The following is a 20,532-nucleotide window of genomic DNA, read 5'->3' as shown; positions in this document are numbered from 1 at the left end:
ACCGGCCATCCTTGGGGATACAGCCGGTATTGCTGGCTGCACAGGCAGGGTTACGAACCATACGGCGTGATACCGCATGTCCGGCGCCTCACAGGTTTCGATGGCTTCCCGCCTACTTATGGTCGTAGGGATGGTGTTGTAGGCCGCGAGCCAGCCGTGGAGAGGTAGTCGCCGCGGCAGGTGAAGACGGTAGCGCCGCGCATGCTGGGCTGGTGCCGTTGTCGCTTGTGGGGTGGCGGAACATCCTGTTCGCGCCTGAGGAGCGGACTGGCAGATCTGTCCTGTCGATGGGCGGATGGTGGCGGCGTTGGGGCAGGCGCTGTCGAGGCTGTCCGGGTGGTCGGTGAAGGTGGTGTCGGTGGCGCGGTCGCGCCGCAGCGCGAGGTGGCCAGGTTCGTTGAGTTGGCAACGGTGCGGTGGGCGGCCGGTGGGCCAGTCGGGATTGCTGATGTCCCGTTCGCCAGCAAGTTCGTCGCGCCGTCTGGGCTCCATCGATCGCTGCGGCGATCGAACGGCTCGCCGCAGCGATCGTTGTGCTCAATAACCCGGCATTCGTTAGTCACCTTGGCACCTCTTGGAGGAATCATGCGTGACGAGGGGGCAAATCGTCGCACGCCTCGGCGCACCGACGTTGTACGGCATGGCCGGGCTGATGGCGCGTGCCCAGCGTGGTTTCCGCATCCAGCTGCCAGGCCCGCCACACGATCGGTCCACAACGGATTCGATCAGCCGAACCGGTCGACGCTTGGTCCTGTACCCGCGATATTCCGCGATGTGCGGGGGTTGAGTGTTTCGAATCAGGGCAATGGTCCCAGAACCGATCCTGAGTGGACGATGGGAACCAACCTGCCGGCTGTTACTCCTCGCGTACCAGACTCGGGTCGTGCTCGTTCGCGTGCTCGGCGTCAGCGGGCGCTGGCTGCTCGAAGTAGGCGCGGCGGACGGCCCGGACGGTGTGCACCCGCAGGCGGAGGATGGCCTGCTGGAGCAGGGACAGTGCCTGCCTGGCGACCACGTTGAACAGGCCCATGGTGATGTCCGGCTCGCCGAACACCACCAGCAGGATGGAGCCCTCGACCGGGAAGACGGCGACGTAGCCGGACGCGCCTTCGAACATCGCCGCGCGCGGCGCGCCGAGGTTGGCCTGCCCGGTGAACTGGGCGGCCAGCCCGACCGCCGCGGCCGCCATCGCCGCGACACTGCCCTCCTCGATGCCATGGGTGGCGCTGCCCAGCACCAGCCCGTCCCGAGTGGCCACCAGCAACCCGATGACACGATCGACGCGGCCGCGGATGTCTCCCAGCGCCTCGGTCACCGCCGCCTCGGCCAGCGTCAGCGCCTCGGCGGCGTCCGACGGCGGCGTCACCATCGGCCCAGCCGGCGCAGGGGCCCGCCGCGCAGAGGCGGGCCTGCGCGTGGGCAGCGCGACGGGATCCGTGGCCGATCTGGTCTGCGTCTCGGTCATACGATCAGGTCGGCTTCGATGCGCTTGAGCTGATGCCGGGCCAGCGCGAGGTTCGCCCGTTCCCGATCCAGGACCAGATAGAGGAACAGCGTCGAGGTGCGCTTGGCCGGGCGCAGCAGCCGGATCAGATGGTACTGGCGGTGCAGGGTGATCAGGATGTCCTCGATATCATCGTTGAGCCCGAGGGTGGACATCACCCGCAGTTTCGACCGCACCACCTCGGTATTGCCTGCCGCGGCAACATCCAGGTTCAACCAGTCGCCACCGCCCAGCGTGCCCAGCGACATCCCACTCTCATAGTCGACCAGCGCGGCACCCACCGCGCCGGCAATGGACATCGCCTCTTTCAGCGCCCTGTCGATATTCATCGTGAATATTTCTCCTCGTGTCGATACGGGCACGCGACCGACGGCGTGCCTAATGGTCCCGCCCGCTACAGAGGGGCCCTAAGGACCGCTCGGCGGATCACCTTATGCCACGGTGGCTTACGAGTACATACCCGTGGGGAGCAACATCGATACCCGTCGGTAACGAACGATATTGCTTGCCTGGCGGCATCAAACGATCTTTCACGCAATACGGAGTAATCGCGACATGCGCATCCGCACTGTCGCACGAACCGCTGCAGGCTGCCCGGTTACTGTCCAACCGATCCGGAGTGGACCTGACGGCTCGACGTGAAGATAATTCGGTTTCCCGATTCCTGTCGATACAGGAGCTGTGCGTCCTGAATTCCACATGTCGCATATCAGCCAATGACGTGCTACCGCCAAGATCTCCGGCGTCGAATACGGAAGCTCCCAACGCCTCGGCATAACTCGGCATAGTTGCGCAGGCGCTGACGAAAGCGGACGAGGAACAGCCGCAACCCGCGCTGATCGGCTGGTTGCCGAAGCCGTGACGACTGGAGAAGGCCGCCTGCCGGAATCCACGGCCGACGTAGGGGACGGATCACGGCCGGCGATCCGTCCGGTCGAAGATCCCTTACCGAGGCAGCGTTCCGCTGCCGCCGTGGCCATGGGCAGGGCAAGCTCGGTCTGGCCAGCCACAACGCGAGGGCCGTGTCGTTGCCGAGCACGGCGACGGCTCGGGCCACGCCGCGCGCATCCACCGACTGACGGCGGTGCCGCGCCGCGACGTATCAGTGGTCCGTGTCCAGGCCGACCGCCTCGGCGGCGCAGCCCCCGTCGCTGCGATACCGCTGGTCATCACCGTGATACTGATGATCGCCTGTGATGCTTACCGATATAGGCTTGGCTGTCTTGCGAGAGGGACATGGGTATCGGGTCTGGTGAGGATTGCACAAAAGGGGGCTTGGCAGGATGGCGGATCCCACCGGTTTGCCCGCGGTGCACCGGGGAGAGGGCACCGGGCAGCCGCCGGAGGTCGACACCAGCAGGGCCAGCATCGCCCGGGTGTACGACGCGTTCCTCGGCGGCAAGGACAACTTCGCGTCCGACCGGGTCGTCTACGACGCGATCATCGAGATCGCCCCGCAGTGTGCGGAGGTCGCCAAGGCGAACCGGCGCTGGCTGAACCGCACGATCAGCTACCTGTCCGCGTACGTGGGGATCGACCAGTACCTCGATCTCGGCGCCGGGCTGCCCACGGTGGAGAACACTCATCAGACAGCGCAACGCTTCACTCCGCACGCGGTGGTGGTCTACGTGGACAACGACCCGGCCGTGAACGCCTACGGCCGCGCCTTGCTGGAGGAGAACGACCGCACCCACTTCGTCACCGCCGACCTGACCGACCCGGCCGTGCTCCTGGCGCACCCCACGGTGACCCGCGCCCTGGAGTTCGACCGCCCGATGGCGCTGATCCAGTGCGCCACCCTCCACCACGTGGACGATGAAGCGAATCCCGCCGGGATCATGCGCCACTACATCGACACGCTGCCGTCCGGCTCGTACATCGCGCTGACCCACTGGTGGGACCCAGCGGACGGCAGCGAAGGCTCCGCGCTCGCCCACGAACTTGAGCGTCGCTGGCGGACCTCGAGCATGGGCACCGGCCGCTACCGCACCCGCGAGGAAATCCTGTCGTTCTTCGACGGCCTGGAGCTGCTGGAGCCCGGCCTGGTCGAGCTGGACCAATGGTGGCCAGCCGGACCCCCGGTCCGGAAACTCTCGCTCGTCGAGCACCTGATCCTCGGCGGTGTCGGCCGCAAACCCTGACCGGCAATCCGGTTGCGGGACAACGCCATCGAGCCGGTCAACGCCGCATCCGCCGCGCCCTCGACGCCTGCAGCGGGCCGGAAAGTCCGCCCAAGACGCTGACCTGCGGGACGTTGACCGACCACTCGCGCCCGGACCTGTACCGCTCGAAAGTCATCGCTGCACGTCAAGCGCGTAACTGTGCCTTGGTCAGGCCCTGAGGGTCCTGGTGCGGAGCAGTCTGTGAGCCCTGACCGATCACCGGCGGATCCGCGCACGCGTGGTCTCGTTGGTATTGCGCCGCCGCGTACCTGGTCGTTGGTAGCGTTGTCAATGAAGACCGACATGTGGTTTGACGTGCAGTGATGACTTTTCGAGCGGTACCGGATAGGGCTACGGCCGGGCGACCAGGTTTGCCGGGTCGATCTCGAAAGCGAAGGGTCGGGTAATCGTTGTGCGGGTGCCGGCCGGGGCGGTCCCCAGGTGGACGTGATTGCCGGTGTGGTGCAGTTCGAATACCAACAACTCCGGGGCGGTTCCCTCCAGTTCCAGGCGGAAGTACAACGGCACTTTCGCGGCCGCGTACAGGTCTGGTTTCACCACGCGGTCGTTGATGTGGGTGGACGGGCTGACGATCTCCACGACAGCCAGGACGGACCCTGGCGGGAATTTCGTTGTGTCCTCGTCAGCTATCTGTCGGTCAACGATGGCGATATCTGGTACACACAGACGATCCGGTAGTCGAGCAGGCCTGGTCGGGATGACGACGTTCACAGCCTCCAGGATCTCCACGTTCGCCACGCCGGCGGCGGCCGCCGCTGATTCCAGGAGGTTTGCCAACCGCCGCGATGCGCGCTGGTGCAGCGGTTCCGGCGCTGCGCTCACCGTGAGTACACCAGGGGCAAGCAGTTCATAACGGTTGTGGGCCCCCTGGTCCTGGATTTCCTCTACATCCGCGATGGTCCAGAGGCCGGTGTGTTCAGCCAGGGCGGTGCTCACGGTCTGCCCCCTTCCTGCGTCTGGTCTGCTACGAGTGTCCCATGAAGCTGCCCGTAGTGGGCACATCACCAGGACACGGTGCTGTGTTGCCATCCGGCACTGCAGGCTACGAAGGCGCGGGCATCGGCGTGCACACCCCACTCAAACAACCTGCCGGTGACCAAGTACTCGACGCGGACAGCCGCACCTACAACGCGCTCCTACGCGGACTGCGCTGCCTGGGTGAACGCGGCTTCGCGCTACTCACCGGCCGCTGGCGCACCCTCCACCACATCACCGCCAGCCCCCGCAAGATCGGCGACATCGTCAAAGCCGCACTCGTTCTCACCCATTTCGAACACGGCCGACTCACCTGAAGTAGGTGAGATCACCTCAATGGGGTTGACATAAAGAAATGAACGAGGAATATCGGCCCGTTGAATTTCAACGTACCACGGCGCCCGTGTGCGCTCGACGAATTCATGTGAATAGACCGCATATGAAACAAGCCCGTGGGTGCGGCCTGGACTGTCTGCGACTTTAGTTGTACGTACGGCTACCTAAGACGGTGGTTGGCGATCGGCGGATCGGGGAAAGATCAGTGCATGGTCTGGCGCCCTGTGATCGCACTGTTACTGCTGGCACCATATCTCGGGGAGGTGCTGTCGACTGCTACTTCTCCGCTCAACCTGCTGGTGCCGTGGAAGTACGCGATGTTCGCGGCGCTCTACGGCAGCGGGGCCCTGCTGTGCCGGGAGGTGGCGCGCCGGTGGGGGCTCGGTCTGCCCGGGCTGATTCTGCTCGGCATGGCGTACGCCGTGTACGAAGAGGCGCTGGTCGACCGGTACTGGTTCGATCCGGCCTACGCCCGCGACACCGGGGTCGGCGCGTACTCCGAGGTCTGGGACACGAACCTGTTGCTCGCCACGCACCTCACGGCCTTCCACACCGCGGTGAGCATCTGCTCGTCGATCCTCATCGTCACCTGGCTGTTCCCAGACTATCGCGACCGCTCCTGGATCCCCGCCCGCGGCCTGGTCGTCCCCGCGATCGCGATGCTGACGGTCCTGTTTCTCACCACTGAGACCTACGTGCGGCCGCCGCGCGGTCCGGTGTTCGTGGCGATCGGGATCGGTGTCCTGCTCGTGGTGGCGGCGTTCTACACCCGGCGTCTGCCGCCTCTGAATCGCACGCCACCGGCTCGCCCACGACCACGCTTGCTCGCCCTTGTGGCCCTCGTCTGTGCGGGCACGCACTTCACCCTTGTCTATGCGGTCCCGGCGATGGGCATGCCGTGGCCGGTTGGACTCGTCGTCACCCTGATACCGCTCGTGGTCGGTGCCCTGGCCGTCTGGCGCTGGATCACAACGGGGCCATTCGGACACGACTCGCTCTGGGTGGTCACGGGGATCATCGCTTTCTTCATCGGGCTCAATGCCTACGCCGGACTCGGCGGCCGCTACGACCTCTCCATCGGCGCCTTGCTCCTGGCCGCGGGTTTGGTCTGGCTGCACCGCCGTGTCAAGGCGACCGACGCGACATCCGTGGGTTGACAACGACAAGCCTCTCGGGGTCGGCGGTCGGAAACGCTTACGGGTAGCGCATCTGAGGCCAAAGCTTGGCCAACGACTCGTGCGGGTCCTTGCAGAGGACCAGGGGCTGGCCGGTCAGCGCGCCGGCGTTGCCCTGCACGACACCGAGCCGCTGCACGTTGCCGAAGAGCTTGTCCATGTTGTCGTTCCAGCCGACGAACAAGAAGGTGCGGGCGTCCGCGGGTGGGGTGCCCATGTAGCCGTATCCGACCGAGAAGCTGTAAACCCGCTTGGGCAGGCCGCGCTCAGGGCCGAGGACCTCCAACGCCGCAGCACTGGTGTACTCCGTCGTGACGATGACGGTGTCGCGCCGGGTTTCCTCGGGCAGCGCGCGATATGTGGCGGCCACCGAATCAGCCAGCACCGGCCATGTGACCTGCTGTGCCCAGTCGGTCCAGCCGACCGCCAGCTGGTCCTCCAGGTTGTCCTCGCTGATCTGCTGTCCCGCCGAGATCTTCGCGTTGGTCTGCTCGACCAACGACCGTGGCAGCAGTGCCAACGACGGCACCGTCAGCAGCGCGGACAGCACGAACACCGGCCAGCTGACCGTCCAGCGCCACCACCGGGCGGGCTCGCCCAGTTGCATCTGCACGGCCGCCGCGGCGAAGACCGCCGGGAAGATCGCCGCCATGTAGGTGAACCGGCCGTTGACGATCATGAAGACGACGATCATGGCCAGCGTGGCCCAGCCGAAGAAGCGGTAGTCCCGCAGGTGCGGCGAGCGCAGCAGTTTCCATGTGCCGTAACAGAACAGCACGAGCCCGACGGCGATGCCCGCCATCAGCAGCATGTTGGGCAGGAACCCTGCCCTGCCGCCGAGCAACTGATCGTTCTGCTCGCCGACCATCCTCGCGTGCTTGAGCTGCGGCCACTCGTTGGCCGCCTGCCAGATCAACCCCGGCAGCGCGGTCACCACGGCGATACCGGCGCCTGCCCACAACAGCGGGCGGCGCAGCATGTCGCGTGGTCCCGAGAGCAACACGCCGATCGCGATCGCCACCCAGAGGACCGGCACCAGGTACTTCGTCTGCAGCGCCACCGCCGTCGTCACGCCCGCCCAGAGCAGCGGCATATGCGCCGCCCGGCCGGTGACGCCGTCCTGCCGCAGCCGCACCCAGCGGATCACCTGCCAGATGATCATCAGCCAGAGGATCGCGTTGAAGGAGTCGGTCTGCAGCAGGTTGCCGAACGGTGCGAAGGCGATCGCGTACGCGGCGGCGGCGACGACCTGCGCCTGGCGTCCCCCGCGCATCTCCCTGGCCACTTGGGCCGTGAGGAAGACACCCACCAAGATGGCCAGCAGGGACGGCAGTCGCAGCGCGTACACCGAGCCTGGGAACAGGCTGTCCATCAGCCACGCCACCAACGGCACCAGCGGCGGCTGGTCTGCGTACCCCCAGTCCAGGTGGCGCCCTGCCGCGATGAAGTACAGCTCGTCACCGTCGTAGCCGTATCGCCCGAGCAACAGCAACAGTGGCACCGCGATCGCCGCGGCGATGAGCGACAGCGGCTTCCACGCCAGTGGCGCGAGCGCGCGGCCGGCCTCCGGCGGCACCTGTCGCGGGGATTCGACAACGCTCATTTTACGAGTACCTCCACCTGACCCGGTGAGTCGTGCGGCTGCTGGGAATGCTCGGAGAAGTCCGGATGGATTGCGGATGCTGCGCAAACGTGCATGATCCTGCAATCCGAGAACGTTACGTGTTCCGGCGATCACGGGATCAATTCCTTCGCCGCGGGAAAGATAACGTCGATGCAAGTGGATTGACCGCTCCGTGCAGCGAGCGGTTGATACGTGTGCCACGCAATTGACTTCGCATGGATTGTCTTGCCAGCGAGACACGGCCACCGCGAACATGCCTGGTATGGCCACCGGGCGCCGCGCCACGAGTCCGCCCCAGCTCACTTGGCACGGGCCGCCTGCCCCAAAAGGACGGTGCCGATGGTCCGGCTGTCCCAGTCCGGATGTCCCGCTGAACCGGCAATCCGATGATGGTCCGTGACGGATGTTCAGCGCGCGGCCCGTCCGAATGGGCAGTTCACCGCCGATACCCCGGAAAAACCTTCGGCTATTGCCCGACTTGTTACGGGGGATTTTTCCGAAACGCTATGGGCGGGGTCGCGAGGCGTGAGACTATGCGCCACGCATGGGGAAACTACTGGGGTCTGGGGCGAAAGAACAGCGATGAGACTCTTTGCCGGGGGAGAGGGGGTGGAGCCAGTGCTGCTCGTCCTCGTTACCGAATGCCCGCCGCCAGGTGGACCGCTCGGCCGGGGCCTTTGGCAGCGGCGGTTGCGACGGATGGGCGCCGCGTGCCCCTCGGCCGCGGGGACTTGACACAACACGCAACGGATAAGAGGGCGCGCTCGTCAGATGCGTGCGATGGGGGTACTGGGGACGAGTCGAAGTCTCGGCGCATCACACGGCATCGTTAAGGGGTCGCTTTGGGGTTACGCATTTTGGGTCCGCTCGAGTTGATCTCGGACGGCCGGTCGGTCAAGATCGGTGGGCCACGGGAGCGTGTTGTCCTCGCCGCGCTCGCGCTGCGGGTCAACCGGGTGACCTCCTTCGCTCAGCTCATGGAAGCCGTCTGGGACGACGATCCGCCGCTGACCGCTCGCGGCCAGATCCAGAGTTCCGTCTCGGCGCTGCGCAGGCTGTTCACCGACTGCGGCCTGCCTGAGGCCATCAAGACGCACGCATCGGGCTACCTGCTCAACCTGAGCGACGACGACCTCGACAGCGAGCGGTTCAGCAAGCTGGTCGCCACGGCGCACCAACAGATCGCCGAGCGACGGACCGCCGACGCGGCGGCGACCCTGCGTATGGCGCTGAGCCTGTGGCGCGGGCCGGCGATGGACGGTGTGCAGAGCGACCACGTGGCCCGCGCCGCGTCGGTGCTCGACGACGGCCGGCTGACCGCGACCGAAGAACGTCTGCGGCTGGATCTGGAACTGGGCAGGCACGAAGAGCTCGTCAGCGAACTCCTCACGCTGCTCACCGAGAACCCGTGGCGGGAACGGCTGTACGGATTCCTGATGCTCGCGCTGTACCGGTGCGGGCGCCAGACCGACGCGCTCGACGTGTGCCGGCGGGCCCGGGCCGTCCTGGCGAACGAGATGGGTATCGAACCCAACCAGGAACTGCGGGGTCTGGAACAGGCCATTCTCAACCGCGACCCGTCGCTCGACTCGCCGTCGGACGCCGGATCGCGCGGCACCGGCGAACACGTGGCCTGCCCGCGCCAGTTGCCCAGCAGCATCGCCGACTTCATCGGCCGCGACGACCACTTGGCCGAGATCAAACGCATCCTCACCGACGAGCAGACGGACGCCGCACGGTACGCCGTCCCGGTCATCGCGATCTCCGGGCGCGGTGCGGTCGGCAAGTCCGCGCTGGCCCTGCGGGCAGCGCACGAACTGGCCGAGTCGTACCTGGACGGCCACATCTACGCGGACCTGCGGGGATTGACCGGGGGCAACGCGACCTCGGCACTGCTTGCCCGGTTCCTGCGGGCCCTCGGCGTGGAGTCGGTCCTGCCCGACGACCTCGCTGAGCGAATCGAGATGTTCCGCAGCCGCGTCGCTGGCAAGCGGCTGCTGATGGTGCTCGACGACGTGACCAGTGAAGAGCAGGTGTTGCCGGTGCTGCCCGGGAGCCCGCGCTGCGCGGTCGTCGTGACCAGCCGGGCCCGCCTGGCCGGTGTGCCTGGTGCGCACTGGATCGACGTGGACACCTTCGACGACGCGACGTCGATGGAGATGCTCGCCCGGATCGTCGGGTGGCCCCGCCTGAAGGCCGAGCCGGAGGCCGCGGCCCAGCTGGTGACGTACTGCGGCGGGCTCCCGCTGGCCCTGCGGATCGCCGGTGCGCGCCTGGCGTCCCGGCCGCAGTGGCGGATCGCGGAGCTCACCCGTCGGCTGAAGTCCGAGGTGCGCAGGCTCGACGAGCTCAGCCATCGCGGGCTGGAGGTGCGCTCCAGCATCGCGTTGACCTACCGCAGCCTGCCCGAGCAGGCTCAGCGGCTCTTCCGGCTGTGCGCGTTGATCAAGGCCCCCGACTTCCCCGGCTGGACCGCGGCCGCGTTGCTGAACACCGACCTCCGGCAGGCCGAGGACGCGCTGGAGCGCTTGGTCGACGTGCAGATGCTAGACACGAAGGTGGGCGAGGACGGTCAGCTGCGCTACAGCGTGCACGACCTGATCCGGGTCTACGCGCAGGAATGCCTGACGGAGTCCGAGACGGCCGAGGAACGCGACGCCGCGCTGCGGCGGATGCTCGGTGCCCGGCTCGCGCTCGCCGAACGGGCCCACCGCAAGGAATTCGGCGGCGACTACACGATCCTGCACGGCAGCGAGCCGCGGCTGGACTTGGCCGAATGGGACACCCACGACCTGATCGGCTGCCCGATGAAGTGGCTGGACAACGAGCGAGCCGCGCTGGTGTCGTCGGTGCGGCAGGCGGCCGAGGCAGGCATGGACGAGCTGTGCTGGGATCTCGCGCTGACCTTGATGAGTCTTTTCGAGATCAAGGGGTACACCGACGACTGGCGGGAGACCAGCGAGCTCGCCCACGCCGCCGCTGTCCGGGCAGGCAACCGGGTCGGGATCGCGGCGATGCTGTACTCGCTGGGAACGTTGCACATGACGCAAAACCACTTGGCCGACGCGGACCACTCGTTCACCTCGGCGCTGGAGATATTCGAGGCGGAGAACAACCTGCACGGTCAGGCTCTTGTGGTGCGCAACGCGGCGTTCATCGACAGCACATGGGCGAGGTTCGGCACGATGCTGGCCAGATACAACTCGGCTCTGGTCAAGATGCGCGCCGTCGGTGACCTCATCGGAGAGGTGCACATCCTGACTTCCATGGCCAAGTTCCGTGTCGACGAGGGCGAGTTCGACGAGGCGGACCGGATGCTGTCCGGCGCCCTGGCGTTGTGCGGCCAGGCCGGTTACGAACGCGGCGTGACACATGTGCAGACGAGCCTGTCCGAGCTGTACCTGGCCACCGGACAACTGGGGTTGGCCCGCCGTGCGTTGAACGACGTGCTGCGTACCGCAAGGGAGATCGGAAACCGCGTCGGCGAGGCGCATGCCCTGTATGGACTTGGAGTCGTGCGGCGAAGAGAAGGCCGGATGGACAGTGCCGAGGCCACCCTGGCGCACGCTTTGTCTGTCGCCGAAGGGGTCGGTGACCGGATCCTTGTGGGGCAGGCGCGGCACATGCTGGGCGACATAGCCATCGCCAGAGCCGACTACGCCACCGCCGGAAAGCACATCGAGCAGGCCATGTGGCTGTTCGAAGAACTCGGAATGCTGTTGTGGCAGGCGAAGGCGTTGATCCTGCTGTCGGAAGTGCACGATGACGCGGGCGAGAACGAACTGATGAAGGCCGACCTCGAACAGGCGCGCTGTCTGCTGGCCGGGATCGGTGCCAAGCAGTCGGATCGGTTGTTACGCCAGCTGGACGAGGCAAGATCCGCCTTGGTCCCGGAGTCCTCGCGGGGGTGACCGGCCTAGCCGTTCACCCCCGTCGGCGACTGCCTATCCCGCCGACATCCAGCCGTCGGCCACCTGGTCGGGTGCCTCCACGGCCGGATCGCCCCGGAGCATGGCCAGATGCAGCCGCTGTGTGGCGTTCGACGGTTTCACACCGAGCTCCTCGGCCATGGCCGACCGCAGCCGCTGGTACATCTCGAGTGCGCGCCACTGCTGGCCGGAGCGGTAGAGCGCGAGCATGTACTTCGTGCTGAAGTTCTCCGACATCGGGAAGCGCGCACACAGCCCGGCCAGCTCGCCGAGCAGCCCGCGGTGCCTGCCCAGCCGCAGGTCGGCCTCGATGCGCAGGTCGAGATCGCTGAGCCGGTTCTCCTCCAGCCGTACGATCTCGACCATCAGGTGCTGGCCGGCGACCACGTCGGACAACGCGGGCCCGCGCCACAAGGCCAGTGCTGCCGCGAGATTGCGGCTTGCCGTCTCATGGTCACCACGGTCGGCGGCCAGCCGGCCAGCCTGCGCGAGCTGTTCGTAGCGGCCCACGTCGATGTCACTCGCCGGCACCCGCAAGCTGTAGCCGATCGGTTCGGTCACCAGCAGCCGCTTGGCGTCGTAGCCGGAATGGTCGCGCAGGGCCGTTTCGAACTCCCGGCGCAACTTGCCGATGTAGGTATGCATGGTTGTGCTAGCGGACTTGGACTGCTCCGTGCCCCACAGTTCGTCCATGATCATGGACACCGACACCGTACGGCCCGCGTTGAGCGCGAGCAGAGCGAGTAGCTGCCGCTGTTTGGCCGCGGACGGTACGGTCGGGATGTCATCCAGCCTCGCTTCGAAGCTGCCCAAAAGTTTGATCGTGCAACGCACGCGTAAACCCCATTTACGTGTCGCCGTTCGGTCGGCCGAAGCCGTGTGTGCATGTCGCACAAGGGATGCAGCTCGATGCCGGGACCCCCAGTCGAGCTCGGCGACCCCAGCAGGGTGTCGCCAAGCCCGGCATTCATCCCCGCAACCAGTGGTGTCCGGCAGCGCGATGGCTGCCGTCTCGATCCCGCCGTGGTGATCGAGCCCTGCCCGGTCGGCTGGTGCACCACTGTGTCGAGCGGGCCGGACGGCTCGGCGGAGCGCAGCAGGTCACCTTTGCGCAGCCGCGATGCGGGTCTGCCATAGCGATCGCTCCTCCGGAGTCCGTGCCGTACGGGCTGTACTCCAATGATCGTGATCGCGATCCTCAACCGATCCTCAACCGGTCTGCAAGAGCTGCAATGGCCGGGTGCCGAGGAAGTATCCGGACAAAAGGCAAGCCAGTTGGCGTCACGATCCGTCCGGTGGCGGGTCTGACAGTCCGACTGGACCGTGTGCGCCCATGGAAAATGGGCCCGGCGGCAGGTGCCACCGAGCCTACATTCGTCCTGATGGCTCTAGACGTGCAGTTCGGCTCCGTGGTCGGCATAGTCAGGCACGAGGACCTCCGTTGCCGCGCGGTCGAGCATCGTCAGCACCCACTGGTCAAAGTCGACTCCCACGCGGTCGGCCGCCTCACGCCACTTGCCGACGCGGTTCTTGGGCACGTCGATCCGCGAGTTGGCATGCACCGGTCGCTCAGACTGGGTGCTATGGCACTGCGCGACGGCGTTGCGCAGCTGCTTGGTCGTCCACATCTCCTGTTCGGCCTGGTCCAGCAACCGGTCCTGCTCCTGGAAGGGCAGCGACGCGACCTCCGTGTGGTGTTTGAAGGTCAGCTTCGGCCGTCGCCGGCTCATCTCGAACCGGCGCGCGACCCACGCGTAGTTGCGTAACGTCTGGTACCGCAGACCCGCGTTCTGGATGGCGAGCTGGTAGCGGTCGGAGTAGTTCGTCTTGCCGAATACGAGCCAGTCCCCGAGCCACCACGCCGACGAGTCCGCGATGCCGGACAGCTGACGGCCCGTCTTCTCCCATTCGTCGTACCGCAGACCGACGGGAATCTGCAGCCCGATACCGGTCATCCGAACCCGCGGGATCGGGGACCGCACCGCCGACTGTGGCGTCACCCCCGGTGCGACGTCGTTCGACCTCGTCAACTCAGCCATCTCGGCCACGAAACCTCCCTCTGCGCGGAACGCGACAAGATCCCCAAGCGTTCCTGGACCCGTAGACCATGTTGGGGGACAGGGGTTGCCGCAGCCTCAACGCTCGTGCTGGTTGCGACCGCACGTCCGGCTTTACTTTGCCTTGAGTGGCGCTCAAGCGGCTGGATCGCCCGTCTCTGCCGACTTGCGGATCCGGGCCCGGGCGTCGTGCAGGGCGTAGAGCCGCGCTATGTCGTGGAACGCCTCCTTGGGCTCCCATTGGGCCGGGTCTTCAGGATTGACCTTCACCACACCGAACGACGCCATGTCGAGATCGCGCTGGGGGTCGGCGAAGTGCGGGTAGTCGCGCAGGGCGAAGGTGTACACGAAACAACCGTGTACGCCGTGGCGGTTCCAGAGGTTGATCAGTTCGCCCACGTAGGCGGCCTGGACGCGCTCGCTGCGCACGTTGCCCTTCCTGATCCGGGGGTGGATCCCGAACCAGGAGATGATCTTGAACGAGCCCGGCCCACGCTGCGCGCCGCCGATGTGGGCACCGCAGCCGAACTCGGTGATGACCAGCGGCTTGCCCGAGTTCCGCACGTGGTTGCGCAGCCGTTCCTCGAACACCGGGCCGTTGTTGCGGGTGCGGTAGAGGTTGATCCCGCAGTAGTCGAAGGCGGACCAGTCGACCTCCTCCCACGACGCGGAGGCGTAGGTGATCGGACCGTGGAAGTTCGCCCTGGCCACCACGGCCGCCCTGCCGAGCAGCTTGTTGACCATCCGGTTGATCCGGCGGCGGAAGAACCGCCGGTACCTGATCATCATCAGCCGGATCGTCTCGGCCATGCCAGGCAGGCCCGCGCCGAGGTGCACCGAGAACTCACAGCCGACGACAAGGGTCACGCGACCGGGGTGGCGGCTGCGCAGTTCCTCCGCCGCGATCGCCGTCGCCTCGAGGTTGCGCAGCACCCTGCGGTGCGTGAGGTCGATCGGATGCGGCTCGATCCAGGCGTCCAGCCCGATCTGGATGGCGTACTGCGCGGCCGCGATCATCTTCTCGATGTCCATGCCGATGAGGATCACGGCCGTGCAGTGCAGCTGCGTGCGGATGACGCGCAGATCGGCATGGGCGACTTCGGCCGACACCTCGTCGACCATGTACGAGATTCCCCTGATTTCCAGCGTCACGGTCGTCCTATCGTGCGGCGAGCGCGTCGTCGGCGGCCTGGTCCAGCAGGTCCCGGGCGGCCCGCACCTCCGCGGCCATCGGCCGGTCCGCGTCCAGTGGTGGGGACACCCGTGCCAGGTCGGCCCAGAGCCCCGACTCCTCGGCCGGGTGACCGGTGATCGCGGCGAGCTGGGTGACGCCGAGCGCCAGGGAACCGATCACCAGCCAGCCGAGTTCGAGCGCCTCGGCGACGGAGTTGGCTCCGTTGAGCGCCATCGGCACGTGGTCCTGGTTCCAGCCGTTGGTGGGCAGGGTCGTCAGCGAGGACGGTGCGGCCAGCTGCCTGATCCTGGAGACGAACGACGTGGCGCTGATGTGCACGCCGGCGAGGCCGCACCCACGACCCGCCCGCGGGGTGAGCATCGGTGGCAGGTCTCCGTTGGTCGCCGGGCTGAGCAACAGCCCGAGCTGACGTTCGGCGAGGTAGACGGCCATGTGCATGGCCAGTCCGATCTGGTCGGAGGTGAGCCCGACCGGCATGGCGTGGAAGTTCCCGCCGTGCAGCACCCGACCGTCGAAGGTGATGGGATTGTCCTGGCAGCCGGCGACTTCCCTGGCCAGCACGTCGCCGGCGTTGTCCAGTTGGTCGAGCACGGCGCCGAGCACCTGCGGCGCGCAGCGCAGGCTGTAGGGCTCCTGCAGCGGGCGCTCAGGGTTCCTGGTCATCCCGGCGGGCAGCTCCTGGCGGATCCACTCGGCCGCGGTGAGCTGGCCGAGCTGACCGCGGGCGATGCCGTGCCCGGCTTCGTAGTGCTCGGGGTTGGCACCGAGCAACAGCGCGAGCCGGCCGGTCAGGATCGCCGCCGCGCGCGTCAATCGCATCGCCGACTGTTGGTTGAGCACGGACATCGCCAGGCTCGCGCCGGTGCCGTTGACGAAGGCGAGTGCTTCGCGGACAGGCCACTCGAACGGCTGCGCACCCAGCGCGGCAAGCGCTTCCCGCGCCGGCACTGCCGACCAACGCCCGTCGCGGTCGCGCTGCCACGCCTCACCGAACCCGGTGAACGCCAATGCGGCGTGCGCCAGGGGTTGCAGGTCGCCGCTCGCGCTCACCGTGCCGTGCCGGGGGATCACCGGCGTGAATCCCCGGTTCCACAGGTCGGCGACGGCCTGCCAGAACTCGGGTGACACCGCGGAGTACCCCTTGCGCATGTTCTGGATCCGCAGCCAGAGGATGAGCCGGGAGACGTCCGGGCTCAGCGGCTCGCCCTGGCCGGTGCCCAGGTGCGAGATCAGCGAACTTCCTTGCTCCAGCTCGGATTCCGCGCCGTACTGCACGAGCGGGCCGAAGCCGCGGGTCAGGCCGTAGATGGGCAGGTCGGCCGCGAGGTGCTCCTCGATGGTTCGCGCGCTCGCCGCCATCCGGGCGATGTCCTCGTCGCCGCACGGCTGGAGCTCGGCGTCCCACCCGGCGCTGTCGACGACCTGTGCCAGGTACCTCGTACTGGCCAGTTCCGGCGCGGGGCTCTGGGCGATCTGCGTCACGGTGTCACAACCTCTGCTTTCTCAGTGTTCGACTGTGGGTGTGCGGTGGCTTTGCCCAGTGCGGACCGCTCGATGCGCGGCACCACCCGGAGGCGTCTGGGACGCACGCCCAGCCGCCGCACGGCGGCCGGGATGTCCAGTTCGGACAGTTCTGTGCCGGGTTCGAGCACGACGAGCAGTTCGACGTGCTCACCGATCAGCCCGTCGGCGACCGGCACGAGGGCGAGATCCGCGCAGCCGAGCACGGCACGGACGGCGTGTTCGGCCTCGTCGAGGTTGATCCGGCGGCCGTTGACCTTGACCAGTCGCCCGGACCGGCCCACCATCCGGAAAGTCCGGTCGTCCACGGGCACGACGAGGTCATCGGCCACCCATTGCTGTGGCGGTCGCTTTCCCGGCTGGAAGGCCATTCGGGGACTGCGCACGGCCAGCGGGATCTCCTCGCGTACGTCGGCCATCGCGGGCTCGGCGAACGAGACGTCCGGGAACAGTGTCCACGGCGGCGGCTCGCCTTCGTTGAATCGCCTGGTCGCCACGCCGCCCGCCTCGGTCGAGCCCATCACCTCGACGACCGCCGCACGCTCGCGACCCGCTTCCCGCAAGAATTTCCCGGCCGTTGCCGGCAGCATGGCGCCGCCGTAGAGGACGGTGATGTGGTCGAACCGGCGGACCCAGTCGATGTGCTGGAGCAGCAGCTGGAAGATCCAGGGCGTGGCCATCACCGCGATCCGGCGGTGCGGCAGATCCGGCATCTCGCCGACGAACGCGGCGCGGTACCACACCGTGATCCCGAGCTGCGCCGGGACCAGCACAGTGGCCAGTGCGCCGAACAAGTGCCTGGGCGGGACGAAGGAGACCACCGCCTCCGGCCGGTCCGGTGCGATCAGCCCGGCGAGCATGCCCGCCTCCAGCCAGACCTTGTCCCGCGACCGTTGCCAGCAGTGTGACGGCCCGGTCGAGCCCGAGGTGTGGAAGTCGATGACCGGCGGCAGCTCGCTCGCGCAGAGGCCGGCCGGGTCAGCGACGCTGTCCCAGCGGCTGCACCACACACCATCGGTCACCTCCGGTGCGGTGAAACCCAATGATAGCAACCTTTTCGGGGACAACGTCGGATAACCCACAGGAACTCCTCGTCGAAAAATATGGCTCACCGTCCCGGAGTCCCATGATTTCCTGGACGCCGTTGCCGGGCAAGGGGAAACGGTTTGTCCCGCCAGCAGGACAATGAAGGAATCGCCTATTGGTGAGGATCCAGTCGCGACAGTTGTCCGCCTGGCGACCCGCGTGGTCATGTTGTGCTTTCGTGGCAATCGAAACATATCTGAATACGCTTGCGGTCGTCCTGAAAGGAGTATCGCGTGAAGGTTCTCGTCACTGGTGGTGCTGGGTTCATCGGCTCGCATTTCGTGCGCACCATGCCGGATGCCCGTGTCACCGTGCTCGATCTGCTCACCTATGCCGGCGACCGGGCCAACATCGCCGGCGCCGGCCACGAGTTCGTCCACGGTGACATCTGCGACGCCGAACTGCTCAGCCGTCTGGTTCCGGGACACGACATCGTGTTCCACTTCGCGGCGGAGTCGCATGTGGACCGCTCGATCGCGGGTGCCTCGGATTTCGTGCGCACCAACGTGCTCGGCACCCAGACCCTGCTGCAGGCCTGCCTGGAGGCGGAGATCCCCAAGGTCGTCCAGGTCTCCACCGACGAGGTCTACGGCACGATCGAGACCGGTTCGTGGACTGAGGACGAGCCACTGCGGCCGCGCTCGCCGTACGCGGCGACCAAGGCGAGTGCCGACCTGATCGCCATGGCCTACGCCACGACGCACGGGCTTCCGGTCTCGATCACCCGCTGTGGCAACAACTACGGGCCGTACCAGTTCCCGGAGAAGGTGATCCCGCTGTTCATCACCAACCTCCTTGAGGGCAAGAAGGTCCCGCTCTACGGCGATGGCGGCAACGTCCGCGACTGGATCCACGTGGACGACCACTGCCGCGCCATCCGGCTGGTCGGCGAGAAGGGGCAGCCAGGCGAGGTCTACCACGTCGCGGGTACGGCCGAGCTGAGCAACGTCGAACTGACGCGGCTGCTGCTGGACGCGGTGGGCGCGGACTGGTCGTCGGTCGAGCAGGTGCCCGACCGCAAGGGCCACGACCGGCGCTATTCCCTCGACGACAGCAAACTGCGCGCCGTCGGCTACCGGCCTGCGATGTCCTTTGAGGAGGGTCTCGCGGCGACTGTTCGCTGGTACGTTGACAATCCTTCGTGGTGGAAGGCGAAGCGCTGATCGGCCGGAGCCCAGCGGGAATCCGGCACCGGACATCGGGCACGTGTGGCCATGAGACGTCGTCGTGTCCCGCTGGCAGGACACGATGCGCCCTGCGGCGAAATGACGAACTCCCGTTGAAATCGTTGATACATATCGAAGATCGGATGGGATCGTGAAAGGTATCGTTCTCGCCGGCGGCAGCGGCACGCGGTTGTACCCCTTGACGAAGGCGACGTCCAAGCAGCTGCTCCCCGTCTATGACAAGCCGATGGTGTACTACCCGCTCTCGGTGCTGATGCTGGCAGGCATCCGCGAGATCCTGATCATCTCCAACCCCGAGAACGTTCCGCAGTTGCGTGCGCTGCTCGGCGACGGGTCCCGTCTGGGACTGGAACTCACCTACGCGGAGCAGGCGGAGCCGCGCGGGATCGCCGAGGCACTGGTGATCGGCGCGGACCACATCAACGGTGAGCCGTCGGCGCTGATCCTCGGCGACAACATCTTCCACGGTGCCGGCTTCCAGGGCATCCTGCGGGAGGCACAGACGGGACTGGACGGCTGTGTGCTGTTCGGCTACCCCGTCTCCGACCCGGAGCGGTACGGCATCGCCGAGACCGACACCGACGGCAACCTCCTCTCCATCGAGGAGAAGCCGCTGCGGCCGAGGTCCAACAACGCGCTCACCGGCCTGTACTTCTACGACGCCGAAGCCGTGGAGATCGCCCGCGACCTCGCGCCGTCGGCCCGCGGTGAGCTGGAGATCACTGACGTCAACAAGCACTACCTGAAGAACGGACGGGCCAAACTGGTCCGGCTCAGCCGCGGTTTCACCTGGCTGGACGCGGGGACCCACGATTCACTGCTTGCCGCGAGCCAGTACGTGCACGTGCTTGAGCAGCGCCAGGGTGTGCGGGTGGCCTGCCTGGAGGAGATAGCCCTGAACATGGGGTACATCGACGAGGAGCAGTGCCACCGGCTCGGCGTGGAGATGAAGAACTCCGAATACGGGCAGTACCTGATGCAGGTCGCACAGTAGCCGGGACCCTAGGATCATGAACGAGGACCGGGACGCCGAAATCCGCGGGCTGCCCACACGTGGCCGGCGCCGACGCCAGGAAGAGAAGGGCTGACAGTATGGACCTGCAGGAGCAGGACCGGTTACACATCCACCAGAAACTGTCCCTGTCGTTCCGGCGCTACCAGGTCTTCCTCGACGACGGCGCGGGCAAGGCGGGCGACAGCCAGATCGCGTTCATCGAGCAGGACAAGTCCTCGTTCAAGGACAAGGTCGTCATCTACACCGGCGAAGACAAGTCGCAGGTGCTGGCCGAGGTCAAGGCCCGCAAGCTGATCGACCTGGCCGCGGGCTTCGACGTGGTGACCCCGGACGGTGACCCGATCGGCGGCTTCAAGAAGGACGTCGGCAAGTCCGTCATACGCACGACGTGGACGCTCGAGCAGGAGGGCGAGCCGCCGATCACCGTGATCGAGCGCAGCAAGGCGATCGCGATCAGCCGCAGGCTCTGGACGTTCCTGCCGGTGGTCGGGGAGTTCCCGTTCCCCATGCGGTTCCACTTCGACTTCGTCCGCGACGAAAAGGTCGTCGGCGGCGTCGACAAGACCTACCGGCTCAGCGACAACTACCTGGCCTGGACCGACCAGCCCAAGCTGGACCGCAGGCTGTTGATCGCCATCGGGGTGGCACTGGACTTCCGGCAGGGCCGCTGACCCGCGGATCCGTCTGTTTGTGAAAGGAGGGCCGGGCAACCGGCCCTCCTTTTCGCTTTGACAGGTCCTGTTGT

The 20,532-nt window shown here is 66.8% G+C and carries 18 protein-coding genes; 9 read left to right on the top strand and 9 right to left on the bottom strand.

The window, feature by feature from the left end; all coding sequences use genetic code 11:
- Positions 1 to 589 precede the first annotated feature (589 nt).
- Positions 590 to 787: a hypothetical protein gene (locus JOF56_RS46860; RefSeq protein ID WP_209645963.1), complete on the top strand. Its 198-nt coding sequence runs from the start codon at positions 590 to 592 to the stop codon at positions 785 to 787.
- A gap of 69 nt (positions 788 to 856) precedes the next feature.
- On the opposite strand, the gene JOF56_RS46855 is transcribed toward JOF56_RS46860, so the two are convergent.
- Together JOF56_RS46855 and JOF56_RS46850 are read right to left on the bottom strand one after the other, a co-directional pair.
- Positions 857 to 1,465, bottom strand: coding sequence for a roadblock/LC7 domain-containing protein (locus JOF56_RS46855; protein WP_245378691.1), 609 nt, complete (start codon positions 1,463 to 1,465; stop codon positions 857 to 859).
- Positions 1,462 to 1,833, bottom strand: coding sequence for a hypothetical protein (locus tag JOF56_RS46850; RefSeq protein WP_209648905.1), 372 nt, complete (start codon positions 1,831 to 1,833; stop codon positions 1,462 to 1,464). Before JOF56_RS46850 ends, JOF56_RS46855 begins: the two co-directional genes overlap by 4 nt.
- 954 nt (positions 1,834 to 2,787) lie before the next feature.
- On the opposite strand from JOF56_RS46850, the gene JOF56_RS46845 reads away from it, so the two are divergent.
- Positions 2,788 to 3,645, top strand: coding sequence for an SAM-dependent methyltransferase (locus tag JOF56_RS46845; protein WP_209645962.1), 858 nt, complete (start codon positions 2,788 to 2,790; stop codon positions 3,643 to 3,645).
- Positions 3,646 to 4,017: 372 nt separating this feature from the next.
- On the opposite strand, the gene JOF56_RS46840 is transcribed toward JOF56_RS46845, so the two are convergent.
- Positions 4,018 to 4,623 (bottom strand): Uma2 family endonuclease, encoded by a 606-nt coding sequence (locus tag JOF56_RS46840; protein ID WP_307855575.1) that lies wholly within the window; start codon positions 4,621 to 4,623, stop codon positions 4,018 to 4,020.
- Between the two features lie 41 nt (positions 4,624 to 4,664).
- On the opposite strand from JOF56_RS46840, the gene JOF56_RS46835 reads away from it, so the two are divergent.
- Together JOF56_RS46835 and JOF56_RS46830 are read left to right on the top strand one after the other, a co-directional pair.
- Positions 4,665 to 4,979, top strand: a complete 315-nt coding sequence (locus JOF56_RS46835; protein WP_245378690.1) for a transposase family protein — start codon at positions 4,665 to 4,667, stop codon at positions 4,977 to 4,979.
- Between the two features lie 228 nt (positions 4,980 to 5,207).
- Positions 5,208 to 6,155 (top strand): hypothetical protein, encoded by a 948-nt coding sequence (locus JOF56_RS46830; protein ID WP_209645961.1) that lies wholly within the window; start codon positions 5,208 to 5,210, stop codon positions 6,153 to 6,155.
- A 37-nt stretch (positions 6,156 to 6,192) separates the two neighbouring features.
- Here JOF56_RS46830 and JOF56_RS46825 read toward each other — a convergent pair whose 3' ends face one another.
- Positions 6,193 to 7,776, bottom strand: a complete 1,584-nt coding sequence (locus JOF56_RS46825) for an ArnT family glycosyltransferase (RefSeq protein WP_209645960.1) — start codon at positions 7,774 to 7,776, stop codon at positions 6,193 to 6,195.
- 878 nt (positions 7,777 to 8,654) lie between these two features.
- Here JOF56_RS46825 and JOF56_RS46820 point away from each other — a divergent pair.
- On the top strand, positions 8,655 to 11,708 hold the full coding sequence (locus JOF56_RS46820) for an AfsR/SARP family transcriptional regulator (protein ID WP_209645959.1): 3,054 nt from the start codon (positions 8,655 to 8,657) through the stop codon (positions 11,706 to 11,708).
- A gap of 33 nt (positions 11,709 to 11,741) precedes the next feature.
- Here the strand turns inward: JOF56_RS46820 and JOF56_RS46815 are convergent, their stop codons facing one another.
- Positions 11,742 to 12,539 (bottom strand): AfsR/SARP family transcriptional regulator, encoded by a 798-nt coding sequence (locus tag JOF56_RS46815; RefSeq protein ID WP_209645958.1) that lies wholly within the window; start codon positions 12,537 to 12,539, stop codon positions 11,742 to 11,744.
- Positions 12,540 to 12,635: 96 nt separating this feature from the next.
- Between JOF56_RS46815 and JOF56_RS46810 the strand changes: the two genes are divergently transcribed.
- Positions 12,636 to 12,863 carry a hypothetical protein gene (locus tag JOF56_RS46810; protein WP_209645957.1) on the top strand — a complete coding sequence of 76 codons (228 nt, stop codon included), beginning with the start codon at positions 12,636 to 12,638 and terminating at the stop codon, positions 12,861 to 12,863.
- Between the two features lie 251 nt (positions 12,864 to 13,114).
- Here JOF56_RS46810 and JOF56_RS46805 read toward each other — a convergent pair whose 3' ends face one another.
- From JOF56_RS46805 to JOF56_RS46790, 4 genes are all read right to left on the bottom strand, one after another.
- Entirely contained in the window at positions 13,115 to 13,765 is a 651-nt protein-coding gene (locus JOF56_RS46805) for an LmbU family transcriptional regulator (protein ID WP_245380846.1), read from the bottom strand.
- A 153-nt stretch (positions 13,766 to 13,918) separates the two neighbouring features.
- Positions 13,919 to 14,935 carry a glycoside hydrolase family 113 protein gene (locus JOF56_RS46800; protein ID WP_209645956.1) on the bottom strand — a complete coding sequence of 339 codons (1,017 nt, stop codon included), beginning with the start codon at positions 14,933 to 14,935 and terminating at the stop codon, positions 13,919 to 13,921.
- A gap of 7 nt (positions 14,936 to 14,942) precedes the next feature.
- Positions 14,943 to 16,460, bottom strand: a complete 1,518-nt coding sequence (locus JOF56_RS46795) for an aromatic amino acid ammonia-lyase (RefSeq protein WP_209645955.1) — start codon at positions 16,458 to 16,460, stop codon at positions 14,943 to 14,945.
- A complete protein-coding gene (locus tag JOF56_RS46790; protein ID WP_245378689.1) occupies positions 16,457 to 17,542 on the bottom strand; it encodes an AMP-binding protein in 1,086 nt (361 codons plus the stop codon). The genes JOF56_RS46795 and JOF56_RS46790 overlap by 4 nt, the downstream gene beginning before the upstream one ends.
- A gap of 276 nt (positions 17,543 to 17,818) precedes the next feature.
- Here JOF56_RS46790 and rfbB point away from each other — a divergent pair, with 276 nt between their 5' ends.
- The 3 genes from rfbB to JOF56_RS46775 all read left to right on the top strand — a co-directional run bounded on the left by rfbB (position 17,819) and on the right by JOF56_RS46775 (position 20,458).
- On the top strand, positions 17,819 to 18,748 hold the full coding sequence (gene rfbB / locus JOF56_RS46785) for a dTDP-glucose 4,6-dehydratase (protein WP_209645953.1): 930 nt from the start codon (positions 17,819 to 17,821) through the stop codon (positions 18,746 to 18,748).
- 154 nt (positions 18,749 to 18,902) lie between these two features.
- The gene (rfbA, locus tag JOF56_RS46780) at positions 18,903 to 19,766 is read left to right on the top strand and encodes a glucose-1-phosphate thymidylyltransferase RfbA (RefSeq protein ID WP_209645952.1); all 864 of its coding nucleotides are present in this window, start codon (positions 18,903 to 18,905) and stop codon (positions 19,764 to 19,766) included.
- Between the two features lie 98 nt (positions 19,767 to 19,864).
- Entirely contained in the window at positions 19,865 to 20,458 is a 594-nt protein-coding gene (locus JOF56_RS46775) for an LURP-one-related family protein (protein WP_209645951.1), read from the top strand.
- The last annotated feature ends 74 nt before the right edge of the window (positions 20,459 to 20,532 follow it).

The sequence above is a fragment of the Kibdelosporangium banguiense genome, from assembly GCF_017876405.1.
Taxonomy (GTDB): Bacteria; Actinomycetota; Actinomycetes; order Mycobacteriales; family Pseudonocardiaceae; genus Kibdelosporangium; species Kibdelosporangium banguiense.
The sequence above is the reverse complement of the archived record's forward strand: the minus strand, read 5'-3'. Positions and strand labels throughout refer to the sequence as shown.

Excerpts from the sequence above, each read along its gene's own strand:
- JOF56_RS46805 (WP_245380846.1), bottom strand. The coding sequence starts at position 13,765 with ATGGCTGAGTTGACGAGGTCGAACGACGTCGCACCGGGGGTGACGCCA.
- JOF56_RS46855 (WP_245378691.1), bottom strand. The coding sequence starts at position 1,465 with ATGACCGAGACGCAGACCAGATCGGCCACGGATCCCGTCGCGCTGCCC.
- JOF56_RS46775 (WP_209645951.1), top strand. The coding sequence starts at position 19,865 with ATGGACCTGCAGGAGCAGGACCGGTTACACATCCACCAGAAACTGTCC.
- JOF56_RS46835 (WP_245378690.1), top strand. The coding sequence starts at position 4,665 with ATGAAGCTGCCCGTAGTGGGCACATCACCAGGACACGGTGCTGTGTTG.
- JOF56_RS46810 (WP_209645957.1), top strand. The coding sequence starts at position 12,636 with ATGCCGGGACCCCCAGTCGAGCTCGGCGACCCCAGCAGGGTGTCGCCA.
- JOF56_RS46845 (WP_209645962.1), top strand. The coding sequence starts at position 2,788 with ATGGCGGATCCCACCGGTTTGCCCGCGGTGCACCGGGGAGAGGGCACC.
- JOF56_RS46825 (WP_209645960.1), bottom strand. The coding sequence starts at position 7,776 with ATGAGCGTTGTCGAATCCCCGCGACAGGTGCCGCCGGAGGCCGGCCGC.
- JOF56_RS46830 (WP_209645961.1), top strand. The coding sequence starts at position 5,208 with ATGGTCTGGCGCCCTGTGATCGCACTGTTACTGCTGGCACCATATCTC.
- JOF56_RS46850 (WP_209648905.1), bottom strand. The coding sequence starts at position 1,833 with ATGAATATCGACAGGGCGCTGAAAGAGGCGATGTCCATTGCCGGCGCG.